Below are 13,600 nucleotides of genomic sequence, written 5' to 3'. Positions count from 1 at the left end.
AATGGTAAAAAAAGCACTTAAATACACGACTATAATTATCAGTGCACTCTTGCTGATAGTTGTGCTATTGATGGCTTTTACTCAGACCAAACTGTTTCGTAATTATGCCAAAGAAAAGGCTTTGCAGCTGGTTAATGCCCGCCTGAATGGAGAATTAAAAGTGGGTGAACTAAGAGGTAGCTTATACAATTCATTGTTTCTGACTGATATTACATTGGTTGAGGGAGACTCTGTTGTTTTAGCCGTCGATTCCATAAGTATAAAGTATCAACTACGTCAGATTATTCAAAGGCAAATTCACGTAGATTCACTGAAGATTTATTCACCATATTTTAACTTGTGGTTTAAAGATAGTTCTACACTGCATGTGGCATATGTGTTTGAACCAATGCAACCCAAGAATAAGAAGACTTTATCCTCCTTCCCCTGGAAGATTGATGCGGGTAATGTTGAACTGATTAATGGCAAAGGTAGACTGCAGTTGAAGTATGGACAAGCTTCTCTGGGGTTATCAGATATAACTATCGGAGGTAGCACATCTATTGCCGATAGGGATGTTTCTGTTAGGGCGCATGAAATGACTTTTGAATTGTTGGAGCCAGAATTTCAGCTTAAGAAGGGCTTTGTACAAATAAGGAAGCAAGGAAAAGCTTTCCAGGTAGATAGTCTTTTGCTACAAAGTGCACAGTCTTTATTGCATGGGCAAGGACATTACTTATCAGGCGACGATTTTGATATTGCATTAACCGGAGGACCTATCCATAGTGATGAGGTTAAGCAGTTTCTGCCACAGCTGCCTTTGCGAACAGTTTCAAAGATGAGGGTGCAGATGGCATCACAAAAGGATAATACTCTATGCAATATTCTTCTTGAAAAAGGACGCAAATCGGTGAGCTTAAATGGTACCATTAAAGCACATCCGGAGGCTATAATTCAAAAGAGAAGCAATGTGGGTTTTAACATCAGGCTGGCATTCAATCAGTTTGTTCCGGAGGAGTGGTTGGATATCAAAGCGACAAACTCGCATTTGAATGGTTCAATCGCTGTTGATGGTGTAGATTTATTAGACTATAAGAAAGATTTGAATCTTCAGGCGCGCCTCAATAAGTCAACCTATAATGGTACTGTAACCGATACACTATTCATCGATGCTAGCCAGGAGAGTAATAGTATTGATGCTAATGTGCTGATAGTGTATAATAAGAGTCGAAGTCAAGGGCAATTAATAATCAAGGATTTATATAACACTCCTCACTACACTGCTAACTTTAATACGAATAACCTTGATGTGGAGGCCATTGAACCCAGTATGAAAAATACCGTTATCAATGGACGCATTGAAATTGCCGGGACAAATATTTTAAGTGAGCCGCGCCACTTTAATGCCGAAGCCGATCTGTCGCACAGCAAGGTGTTTGATTATTCAATAGATTCTGTTTTTGTGCGGTCAGAATTAGTTGATAGTCTCTTGCAGATAGATACGTGTGTTTTAGTGACTGTGGACAATCGATTAGAGGCAAACGGACAATACAGATTAGCAGATATGGCATTTAAGGCCAATGCCAGAATTGAGACTACTAGCCTTTTAGGTTTACAAAAGTTTGGTATGCCACCAGTCACATTCACGAAAGGCGCAGCATTTCTTAGTTTAAACGGGCGTCCTGATTTATTTAATTACCAAGGTGAGCTTGACTTTGGCGATATAGCTTATGAGGAGATTTCGGGCGACTCGGTAAGGGCAACTTTTAGCGGTGTTTATAAGGCTGATTCAATGGTTGTAGCCGGTATGATTGATATTAAAAATGCTGAAAGAGGTGCGATCTATCTTGATTCACTGACAACTTATTTCGACTTTGATAATAGGCATTTGCTTTCTTCCATTCAATTTGCCAATCATAACTACCTTGATGGCTATATAGAATCAGAAGTGATATTGGGCGATACGGTTGATTTAAGGATTCATAAAGCATCGCTCAGTTTGCCAGTGGCTAACTATTACTTAACAGACACCTTACAGCGTATTCAACTTCATGGAAAAACATTGCTTATTGATAACTTGGAGATTAAAGATGAAGTTGATAGTGCTTTTTATGTAAATGCCAGAGGTATGCTAAGTGCAGCAGATACCACTGATTTTGAGTTTACAATTAATCAGTTAAATCTGCTGCCACTTAATAGGTTTGTGGCCAGTGACGACACTATTGATGGGTTGTTATCCATTCATGCAGTATTGGAAGAACAACAGACAGGTTTGCATTTAAGCGCTGAATATAACTTAGAATCACCTAAAATAGGGCAATTGCTTTTTCCGGATGCAGAAGGGCAAGTTCATTACGATACCGATACGTTAAAGTTGAATACCTGGTTGCCACAGCTGGATAGTGCCGTACATGCGCATTTGGCGATTCCCATGGTGTATGGTGTCGATTCCGCGCGAGGGTATTTCCTGGAACCGCCGAATACCTTTAGCGCAAAGCTGGTGATTGATTCCTTGCGGTTTGATACACCTGAAGTAGCTGAATCAGGGCATACCAAAGCAGGAGTTGAGTTTAGTGGTGTTGTGAATGGAAGCGGAGAGCTGACCAAGCCGCTTTTTTATGGGCAGATAAACATGAAAGACGGGTATATAACAAGTCATGAGAAAGGACTTTACTACAAAGATGTTGCCGGGAAGTTCAACTTTAAAGGAGCCTCCCTATCGGTTGATTCATTATATGTTGGTTCCGATAAAGGGTATTTTAAAAGCAATGGTAACTTGCTGTTTGATTCAACAATAGTTTCCGGAAAGGTAATAGCTTCCGATGTAACAACAGAGATGAATAATTTTCATGTGTTGAATCATAAAAATTACGATATAAACATTAGCGGAGGCCCATATTATAAAACGGACTCCCTGGGTAATCCTCAGTTTGGAGGGAAAGTGCTCGTAAATCGTTCATCATTCAATATTCCAGGTTTGATGGATGCCGATAATAAGCAGAATCAAATGAAAGATGTGCCGCTATTGGTGCAGGCTTTACAAGAAGATGATAGCGTTCGTCTGGAGCTGGAGATGGATGAAAAGAGAGAGAGTTTGCCACTTCTAAAGCAGTTGCGAGGGCGAATGACCATTGAGATTCCCAGAAGTACCTGGTTGAAGGGTGAAAATATGAATATTGAAATTGGTGGAGATTTTGATATTGCTAAAACGGGTGATTATTTCGAGTTATTTGGCGATGTGGATATTATTCGGGGTAACTATATCTTGTACGGACGTAAATTTAATATTAATGAAGGCGTCATTACCTTTATGGGAGGACAAAAGGCTGATCCAAGGCTGGATATAAGTGCCGAATATGTGTTTCGGGGAGGAGATAGAGAAAAGCACTCACTAAAGCTAATTGTGAGTGAACAGCTCTCCGAGCCAACCATTGCGTTTACATTGGACGAGAACTCTATAACAGAGTCAGATGCCGTTTCAATCATGGTGTTTGGTAAAACAATGGATGAGCTGAGCTATTCGGGGCAGAATGGTATTATTGGATCAGTTGGTTCCAATATGTTGGCCAATATGGTGACTTCATCGCTTAACTCAACCATAGGTCAGCGACTTAAACTGGATATGATTGAAGTAAATGCCACCGAAAACTGGACCAGTGCAGCCTTCGTGGTTGGGAAGTATATTACCAATGACCTGTTTGTTATTTATCAACGTGGTTTTGGTGAGACTGAGGATGATGAAATAACTCCCGAATCGATTACGCTTGAATACGAGGTGAGTAAATTATTGTTCTTCCGTTTGCAGGGAGGTGCTTCCAAATCATCGGGTTTTGATGTAATTTTGAAATTTGAATCGGCTAAATAGATAAGCAATGATGAATGTGAAAGAAATAAAAGTGCAGCATAATTCAGTTTGTCAGCTGTTGGCACAAAAAAATATTAAGGATTGCCTCGATATTTTGCGTGGAATGGCTGTTGAATCGCAGAACAGTAACTTAATTGATGAACACTATAACATCGAGTTTACCTACAAAAATATTCTGAAATATACCGTTGAGGGCATATCAGATCCTGAACGTCAGAAGATTTACAATCATTTGATTCGGGATGTTTATCAGTTGGCCGATAAAGTCAGGGAAGCTCTTTTGCTTAAATATTCTAATGAGCTGATTTATGAGTATCACAAGAAGTATGATGAGCAAAGCTTTCAAAAAATCATCAATGAAATTTCAGCCACATGGAGCAGTATTGAACTACAAAAGGTGGTTGATGCTTCTGCCGAACATCACCCTGAACTGAGGAAGCTCATGAATGAGCTTTTTAATCTGGTTTGGGCATCTTCGGCAATTGGCAGTGCAAATAAATCATTGCTAAAGGGCTTATTAGTGAAAAGTACATTGCCGGCGTATTATAAGTCAATGCTTATTGGTGCAATTCATTTGTCATTGATGAATGCCTTCTCATATGATTACATGCATCTGTTAATTGAGTTGAGTAATCACCCTGAAGATGAGGTAAATGCTCGCGCCATCACAGCGCTTCTGTTAGCCCTCAATCAATACGATGCCCGCCTGCCTTTGTACCCGGAATTGTACACGCAACTGTTTATGATGATTGAAGAAGGAGGTTATCAGACCCTGATCCAGAGTATTGCCATTCAATTGATTCGTACACGCGAAACAGAGCGCATCTCACAAAAATTGAATGACGAGATTCTGCCAGAGGTTGTTAAAATGCATCCAAAACTGAACGACAAGCTGGATTTAGATAACCTGATTAGTGACAGTCTGGGTGAAGGGAAAAACCCTGATTGGGAGGATGTATTTAAAGATTCGCCGAATCTGTTGAATAAGATGGAGGAACTAACCCAATGGCAGATGGAAGGTGCGGATGTATTCCTGTCAACTTTTAAGCACCTCAAGCATTTTTCTTTCTTTAATGAGATTTCCAATTGGCTCCTGCCATTTTATCCGTCGCATCCTGAGGTGCAACAGGCTCTTTTTAAAGAGGATGCCGTTTTTAGTAACCAGAGCCTGTTGGATGGCCTTGCATCATCTCGATTCTTGTGTAATTCAGATAAATATTCGCTAATACTTAGCATACCTCACATGCCGGGTATGCAAAAAGAAATGATGGGGCAAATGTTTTCGGCCGAAATTGAGCAGATGGTTGAACTGGAGAAGGATGAAAAGGTATTGCAGGCCAATCAGCAGAAACTGGTTGCCAGCAATCAGTTTATTCAGGATTTATATCGCTTGCTGAAGGTTCACCCGCAGAAGCATCAGTTTGTTGATGTGTTCGACCAGAAAATGGATTTTCATAATCGCTGGTTTTTCAATCAGTTAATGGATGATACAGCATCGTTACGCGAAATTGGGGAGTACTTTTTTAAAAAGAATTACCTTGAAGATGCGCTTGAAATATTTGTTATTGTTAATGATAGACATGAGGAGGCAACTGATGTGATACAGAAGATTGCCTACTGTCATCAGCAGCTGGGTAATTACCAACAAGCTCTTAACTATTATCTGAAAGCCGACTTAACGGCAGGCAATAGTATGTGGAATAAAAAGAAAATAGCCTTGTGTTACCGTCATCTTAAAAATCCTCAGAAGGCGCTTGAATATTATAAAGAAGCTGAGAAGCTGGGACCTGATAATCTCCACACACAGGTATCAATTGGCCATTGTTTGCTCGAATTGGAGAATTTCTCAGAAGCTCTGAAATATTTCTTTAAGGTTGAATACCTCGATCCGGGTAATAATAAGGTAGGGCGACCAATTGCCTGGTGTTCGTTTGTGGAAGGTAAATTTGACCAGGCTGAAAAGTACTATCACCAGTTGATTGTAGCAGAGAAAAATAAACATGATCTGATTAACCTTGGTCACACCCTTTGGTGCACCAGGAAACGGAAAGAAGCGCTATCGTATTATCAGAAAAGTATTCAACTTCCCGGGCATTCGCTGGAAGCATTTATTGAAACATTTAAGGAGGATGTGCCTTACCTGAGAAAGCATGGCATTGATTCTGGCGATATCCCGCTTATGCTCGATCAAATCAGGTATTCCCTCGAAAGTTAGCAGTTGCATCTATGGCTAAGAAGAAAATAAGCTGGGAACTATATAGTTATGGAGAATATAGCAGCTGGGAGCGCCAATCAAGAGCCTTACCTAAGTTGCTGAAAATTACTGATAGGGTACAAATAAGACCGGATCTGGAATTTGGCTATGTGTTGAAAATTAAAGGAGCTAAGGGCAAAAAAGTGGACTTTAGAATAGAACACCCACCATTTAAAAATACTAAAGGAGAAACCGAGCCCCCATTTGTGGGCGAGTATTACGTCAATTCAAACGATTATGAGTTTTTTCTGGGTGATACGGTATGGGAACCGTATAATGATAAAGCCGGGGAGTGGCGACTTATTACAATGATGGAGGGGAAGGTGCTGGCTGATAAGGTCATTACACTTTGTTTATGAGCTTAGCTCATCAAAACAAAGATCAAAAACATAATAAAGCCAAGTAAAGCAATAATTAATGCTACTTCAATTATCGAATAAATTAGAATTTTGCGTTTCAATTTTAAGGTTATGTCTGTCTCTTTCTTCATGTCATTCATCTTTTTCTGCTTATCACTCTTAATTTACAAACATACAAGGCAATGTGGTAATATCAAGAGTGTTTAACAGTAATTAACAGTGAGTTGACTTTTTTTAACCCAATGAGAACGAATAGTATCAATCGGTAAGAGATAATTGATAAAATAGTATTATCGATTATCAAGTCTGCTTTTTAGCTGTTAAATTGTAAATAATGAGTTGTTTTGTTAGCTAAGATGTTTCTTAATTTTCCTTATTAAATCTTCTGGTTGGAATGGCTTACTGATATAATCATCCATACCTGATGCCAGACATTTTTCTTTATCTTCTGGGAATGCGTTGGCAGTAACGGCTATAATAGGTGTATGCGTACCAGTGCTTTTTTCTATTTGTCTAATCTTTTCAGTGGCTTTGAACCCGTCCATTATGGGCATCTGAACGTCCATCAGAATCAAGTCATATTTCACCTTTCCGAACTTATCCAGGGCTTCTTTGCCATTAAATGCAACCTCTATCTTTTTTACTTCATCTTTGATATACAAGATGATGATTTGCTGATTGCTAAAGTTGTCTTCTACCAGCAAAATGTTGGCATCGGCAATGTCTACTACCGGCTTGAAATAGTTTTCAGATTGCTTGGTAGGCGGTTTAATGCTCTCTATCGATTGGCTCTTCTTATTTTCTTTAAATGTGGCCGAGAATTCAATAGTGGTATTCACCGAATCCGGAATAATCTCGATGGAGTTGCCGTCCATCTCGATAATCTTTTGTGTTATGCCCAAATCAAGTAGGTTAATGTATTTAGAGCGATTAAGGTGGATGACATCCGAAGAATGGATGGCGTTTTCTCCTAATTCCGATTTAGGAATAGGAACAACCGTATTGCTTATAATACGAAATGCCAGTGTAATCTTGTCGGGCAGTAGTTCCTTACGGGTTACTTCAATGGTAATGGTTTTAAGCTCCGACTTATTGTATTTCAACAAGCTGTTAAGCAGGTTAAGGAAAATCTGTTTGATCTTAATGCTGTTGCCAATCAGGTTGGTGGGAATGTCAGCTGATAATGAAAGGCTGAATTTTTTCTTCTCCTGATCGTCCTGAAATAGTTTTATAGTGTTGTTAATTGTGGAATACAAATTAAAACTAACTTCTTCAGTTGGTATCTGGTTAAAGTTGGTGGTTGATGCGGCTACCATGTTGTTAACAACATTCACCAGGTTATTTGACGAAGCATGAATCGTGTTAATGTAATCGCGCTGGTCGTCACTTAAATTTGTTTTTTCCAGAATGTCGATGATACCAGTGATGTTACTAAGAGGTGTTCTGATTTGGTGTGATAATTTTGAAATAAGTTCTTCCTGAGTTTTGTTAAAATTTTGAGAATCAAGTACTCGTCGTTCTTTTCTGAGGATAATCTCAGTATAGGTGTAATGAATGGCGTAGGTGGTAATGAAGAATATTAAATAGAATGCCAGAAATACCACCTTTTCAACCAACGTATATTGTTTTGAGTACGCGATTATTCCAAACTCATTAACCAGTAATACAACAGCTGCTATTATGGTCAGGAAAAGCATCGAAAGAAAAGAGCCTCTTTTCATGCCCATCAACGAAATAATAAATGGAGGGAATAATGCCGACCAGATTATGTCGATACCTGTGCTGCTACCAAAAACTACAAAATACAGAAATGTAATACTAGAGAAAAAGAATAATGAGTTCTGCATACCTTTGGCTTTTGAGTTGCGAGTGAGGTATACAAAGTGGAAAGCAAATACAAGACTCAATGTTAATAGCGGGAATGCATAAAAGTTATTTTCATTACGCAGGCTAATGATACCTTCTATAAAAACGATGCAGAAAAGAAAGAAGTTAATAAGGTTGTTGATTAGTAGTGAGTTTTGCTCCTCGTCATCAACCTTATCCTTGTTATCCATTTTAAACAAGTTGAGAAAAGTATTTAGTAGTTTCATCTGTTCTTAAATTTGTTGTGTTACGCGTTTTAACCAAACCTCCTCAATTCTTCGTTCCCTCTATTAAAACTTCTTAAGATGCCTTAATGTTTTGGTTTATTTGCTTGTTTATAATGTGTTTTAATTGTTGGTTAAACAAAAATAAGCGAATAACTTATTTTCACGCATCAGTAACTGATTTTTAATAATGAACAAATATATGCAAATTGATGTAACCGTTTAAGGGTGGAAACGCGTATGAACAGAAAAACAAAAAAAATGATGAAGACGATATTGATTTCAATCTGTACTCTGCTGCTGAGCTCTGTAATGTTTGCCAAAGAGCACTTACCGACCAAAGAGGAGTATAAAGCTTTCTTAAAGACCAAAACACTGGTGGTGATGGATGTAAATCCGATGAGTGATTTTAATTTTAAGATTAAAGAGGTGATGGAGTCGGTTTGGACTCTCACCGAATTTGAATTCATCTCTAATGCTGAGTTTGAAGATAAACGCAATGATCCGGCCTATTCATTTCTACTTACTACTGTTGCAACATTTGATGTTGATAAAACCAAAGCACGTTATAATTTCTTAAGTTTATTGCTGGGTGAATCAGACACTCAGGTTAGAGATCTGCCCGATTTATGTTCTTTACCTCTTTCATACCTGCGCGTAGAGGATACAAGCTACGCCTATAAATTAGAAGCTTTTATTCGTTTTATTCAGGATCATGTAACGTTGATGAACGAACGTCCTGAATTGATTAAAGCCAATGCATTTAAGTATTATAACAATAATGTTAAGTCATTGAATGGAAAAACTCTGTATCTGGTAAAAGAAGATTTAACAGCAGAGGTTAATTCCATAGGAAAGATAAAGAGTGTATATCCGTACGATGTGAAAATTGTAAGCCAGGATGAAGTTGAGGCAGCCATTGAAAGAAGAGATAGCAAGGTGGTGTTTATGCATAAGGTGGGGCCCGAAGGCACTAAGTATAAAGCACGGTGTTACAAGATATTAATCGGCGCGGATAGTTCAACTTTTTATTACTTTGATTACCATATGGTTAATGCGAAAAATAGAGACGGATTATTAGAAAAAGATCTAAAAAAGATGGCGTCTTAGTGTAAGGATCTGGATTGATTTTGTTACTATCGTAGCCCTTATTAGGTGTATAAATGATATTTGTCTTGACAATTTTAATAGCTGAAGAGGCTTATCATTCAAAAACTTAATTATTTTTGTAGGATTGTTAAATAGTTGAAAAAATCACCATGCCGCTAACAAATCGTAAAAAAAATAACCTGGTACCGGAGCCAGCGCTTCGACGCATGCCTTGTTATTTGGCTTATTTAAAGCTAGCACAAAAGGAAGGACTAAAGCACATATCATCAACATTAATTGCCAGGGATATGGGGGTTGATCCCACTCAGGTAACCAAGGATTTATCATATACCAGCATTGTTGGTAAAACCCGCGTGGGTTATGAAGTTGAGCCTTTAATAGAAGTGTTGGAAGATTTCTTAGGTTTTACAGTTGTTGACGAGGCCTATCTTTTTGGAGTTGGAAGCCTGGGTAAAGCATTATTACATGATCATGGCTTAAAGCAGTTTGGGTTAAAGGTTGTGGCTGCATTTGATGTTGACCCTGAGGTGGTTGGTAAAACTATTGAAGGAGTACCTATCTATCATTTTGAAGAGTTATCTAAGATGCACGAAGGAACTGCCAAAATTGGTATTCTGACGGTGCCGGTGGATAAGGCTCAGGATGTTGCTAATAAACTCGTGGAAGTTGGTATAAGGGCGTTATGGAACTTTACGCCGGTACGTATCAAAGTAGATGAGGATGTGGTGGTGCAGAATACTTCGTTATATGCCCATCTGGCTGTGATGTTTAATAGGATGAAAGCGGAATAAGCTAGAGATATTTTATGAAGAAGAGGTGCTGAGTTAAACAGCACCTCTTTTTATTTTTAGAAAGTAAGTGTGAATTTCGTCATTGTGTCCGGCTCCGAATAGGCCGATATATTACCACCGTGCAAACGTAATATCTGTTTGGACAAGCTAAGTCCAATACCAGAGCCTTGCGGTTTGGTGGTGAAGAATGGGATAAATATCTTATCAAGTACGTTAGGAAGAATGCCTTGCCCGTTATCAATCACCTGGATGGTGATGCGGCCTCTTTTATTTAAAAAGGCATTGAGCTGAATTTCCGGTTCTGGCCTTGTATCAAGTGCCTGCATGGCATTTTTAACTAAATTAATAATCACCTGCTCAATCAGCTTTTCATCGGCTGATAACTCCAATGAGTTGGGTTCGATATTAATCTTACAATTAATGCCTTTTGCTTTCATTTCCTCACTCAATAAACCTTTAATATTCAGGAATAATTTGCTAATGGGGAAGATCGAGAAAGTTGGCGTCGGAATTTTAGTTAAATCTCTATAGGTATTCACAAAGTGAAGCAGGCCATCCGTGCGTTTGTGTATGGTTTGTAATGCTCCCTCAACTTCCTCAATGGTTTCAATGTCTTCACTGGCAATGTTTTTCTCCTTAAGGCTGCCTGATAAATCTTTCAGGATCATTGTAATGGTTGAAGAAAGGGATGAAATAGGTGTGATGGAGTTCATAATTTCATGGGTCAGCACACGAATCAGTTTTTGCCACGATTCCATTTCTTTCTCTTCAAGCTCATCCTGAATGTTCTTAATAGAGGTTAAAAGAATGGTGCGGTTATGAATCTTAAACTCGGTAGCATAGATGGCCAATTGTAAAAGTTCATCTTTCTCCTGAACACGAATCAAGGTGTTTTCACCATGTCGGATGCTAAGTAGCTTGGTTACAAGCTCTGGGCTGAAATCATTTAAGGCTTGTATGTTGTTGAGCGAACGCACCTGAAAAAGTTTCTTGGTGGCATTGTTAATCAACTCCACCTTGCCGTCTTTACTGTAGGCAATTAATGAAATACCTATGTGCTGAATAACGGTTTGCAGGTAGTAGTAGTTTTCCTCTTTTTCGGCCCTCACCTCCTGAAAATCTTTAATTACTTCGTTAAATGACTTTTTGAGCTTGTCGAACGATGAGTCAAGGCTTTCGACCTGGAATGTGCGTGTAAAATCAGAGTAACGAATCGACTCCAGAAAGTTATTCAATACACGATTGGTACGATCAACATAATGGATCATTGCAAATATCTGAAAGGCAATGAGCAGACCTACCAATACAAGCGTCATGGTTAGCTCTGTATTGAAAAACAAGTAGAAGAATGCAAAAATAGACCCTGCCAATAGCAAGGTCCTTACAATGAAGTTTATTCTGAAGTTATTATAAACCATGCTTTTCTAGTCTTCGATACAGTGATGTTCTGGTGAGGCCCAAATCGGCTGCTGCTTTTGACACATTTCCTCTGTTCATGCGTAACACTTTCTCGATAATTTGCTTTTCAATGTCTTCAAGATTATAAGTGTCAAACTCAAAACCCTCTGAGCTTGTTGGAAGCGAGGATAGTTGAAAGTCGGATTCTTCCAGGTTCGGAGATTCGCTCATAATAACTGTGCGCTCAAGTATATGTTGAAACTCACGTACGTTACCTGGCCATGGATAGTTGGTGAGCTTCTTAATCACCTTTGCAGGAAGTTTATTGATCTTCTTTTTATACTTCTTCGAGAATATTTTTAAGAAATGGTCTGCCAATACCGGAATATCTTCGGGTCGCTCGCGTAGAGGAGGTAGTTCGATTTCTACTGTATTAATTCTATAAATTAAATCCTGGCGGTAGCTATCTTCCATAGCCATTTGCTTCAGGTTCATGTTGGTGGCGCAAATTAAGCGAATGTCGATAGGTTTCGGCTTGTTGGCACCCACACGTGTTACCTCCCGTCTTTCTAATACTGTTAGTAGCTTGGCCTGCAACGGAAGCGAAAGGTTGCCAATCTCATCGAGGAATATGGTACCTCCGGAAGCTAATTCAAATCGTCCGGGACGCTCGGCTTTAGCATCGGTAAATGCACCCTTTACATGTCCGAATAATTCACTTTCAAAAAGCGACTCGCTTAAGGCGCCTAAATCAACGCTAATAAAGCTTTCGTTGTTGCGTAACGAATTGCGGTGGAGTGCTCGTGCTACAAGTTCTTTACCTGTTCCGTTTTCACCAAGAATCAGTACATTGGCATCGGTCGCTGCTACCTTCTTAATGGTGTTAAACACGTTTTGCATACCAGGCGATACGCCGATAAAATCGGCAAATGGCTGATCTAATATGGTGTTAATCTCTTGTTGCTTGCTTTTTAGGTCTTTTACTTCATTACGTGATTGACGCAGCTGAATGGCTGAGTTGACTGTTGCCAGCAGTTTCTCGTTCTGCCAGGGTTTCAGAATAAAATCAGTGGCACCAGCTCTGATAGCTTTTACTGATTTTTCTACATCACCGTAGGCTGTAATAAACAGGACCACTGCAGAAGGATCTATTTCCAGGATCTTCTCCAGCCACTGGAAACCTTCCTGGCCACTAATAGCGTCTTTTGTAAAGTTCATATCCAAGAGCACTACATCAAACGACTCATCGGCCATTAATGCCGGAATTTTATTGGGATCGGTTGAGGTGGTTATGCTCTCAACGTGAGGTTTAAGAAGTAGTTTGAGTGCAAATAATATGTCCGCATTATCATCTATTGCAAGTATACGTCCTGATTTTTTTGTCATCGCATTGAGTTTTTCGCTATTAAATATACCATAAATTGCCAACAACCCGTCAGGAATTGTTCGAAAACGTACGGTTATTAAGTTGGCTTCAAACGACCAAAAAGAATGCCGTTTTTGTAATGAACTTGATTATAAGGCATTAAGGCTTGTGGCATGGAAAGTGGTATTTGTTTCATCAAGAATTCATATACATTTGTAGAACAAATTAATCTGATTTAAAGGTTAAGTTTCAGTATAGTAGGAGTTTGGGGTGAATTGGAAATTGTTGATGGATATACGGGAGCTTAGTAAAAGGGGATAATCTAGAGAAAATAGTATAAATAAAGATGTTCGATTTCGTACAAGGTTGTTTCAAAATCGTACATATA

At 38.9% G+C, this 13,600-nt stretch carries 8 protein-coding genes; 5 read left to right on the top strand and 3 right to left on the bottom strand.

The window, feature by feature from the left end:
- Position 1 precedes the first annotated feature (1 nt).
- Genes KEM09_RS19170 through KEM09_RS19160 form a run of 3 tightly spaced genes read left to right on the top strand, consistent with a single transcriptional unit; the run spans position 2 to position 6,457 of the window.
- Positions 2-3,844: a translocation/assembly module TamB domain-containing protein gene (locus KEM09_RS19170; protein ID WP_212230778.1), complete on the top strand. Its 3,843-nt coding sequence runs from the start codon at positions 2-4 to the stop codon at positions 3,842-3,844.
- Between the two features lie 7 nt (positions 3,845-3,851).
- Positions 3,852-6,059, top strand: a complete 2,208-nt coding sequence (locus tag KEM09_RS19165; RefSeq protein ID WP_212230777.1) for a tetratricopeptide repeat protein — start codon at positions 3,852-3,854, stop codon at positions 6,057-6,059.
- A gap of 11 nt (positions 6,060-6,070) precedes the next feature.
- Entirely contained in the window at positions 6,071-6,457 is a 387-nt protein-coding gene (locus tag KEM09_RS19160) for a DUF3859 domain-containing protein (protein ID WP_212230775.1), read from the top strand.
- A 347-nt stretch (positions 6,458-6,804) separates the two neighbouring features.
- Here the strand turns inward: KEM09_RS19160 and KEM09_RS19155 are convergent, their stop codons facing one another.
- A complete protein-coding gene (locus KEM09_RS19155; RefSeq protein WP_244825115.1) occupies positions 6,805-8,550 on the bottom strand; it encodes a response regulator in 1,746 nt (581 codons plus the stop codon).
- 258 nt (positions 8,551-8,808) lie between these two features.
- Here KEM09_RS19155 and KEM09_RS19150 point away from each other — a divergent pair, with 258 nt between their 5' ends.
- On the top strand, positions 8,809-9,657 hold the full coding sequence (locus tag KEM09_RS19150; RefSeq protein ID WP_244825114.1) for a hypothetical protein: 849 nt from the start codon (positions 8,809-8,811) through the stop codon (positions 9,655-9,657).
- Positions 9,658-9,806: 149 nt separating this feature from the next.
- Positions 9,807-10,448, top strand: a complete 642-nt coding sequence (locus tag KEM09_RS19145) for a redox-sensing transcriptional repressor Rex (RefSeq protein WP_212191796.1) — start codon at positions 9,807-9,809, stop codon at positions 10,446-10,448.
- 56 nt (positions 10,449-10,504) lie between these two features.
- Here KEM09_RS19145 and KEM09_RS19140 read toward each other — a convergent pair whose 3' ends face one another.
- Together KEM09_RS19140 and KEM09_RS19135 are read right to left on the bottom strand one after the other, a co-directional pair.
- Positions 10,505-11,866 (bottom strand): sensor histidine kinase, encoded by a 1,362-nt coding sequence (locus KEM09_RS19140; protein WP_212230774.1) that lies wholly within the window; start codon positions 11,864-11,866, stop codon positions 10,505-10,507.
- Positions 11,856-13,232 carry a sigma-54-dependent transcriptional regulator gene (locus tag KEM09_RS19135; protein ID WP_212230773.1) on the bottom strand — a complete coding sequence of 459 codons (1,377 nt, stop codon included), beginning with the start codon at positions 13,230-13,232 and terminating at the stop codon, positions 11,856-11,858. Before KEM09_RS19135 ends, KEM09_RS19140 begins: the two co-directional genes overlap by 11 nt.
- Positions 13,233-13,600: the final 368 nt, after the last annotated feature.

This window comes from Carboxylicivirga mesophila, assembly GCF_018271975.1.
Taxonomy (GTDB): Bacteria; Bacteroidota; Bacteroidia; order Bacteroidales; family Marinilabiliaceae; genus Carboxylicivirga; species Carboxylicivirga mesophila.
The sequence above is the reverse complement of the archived record's forward strand: the minus strand, read 5'-3'. Positions and strand labels throughout refer to the sequence as shown.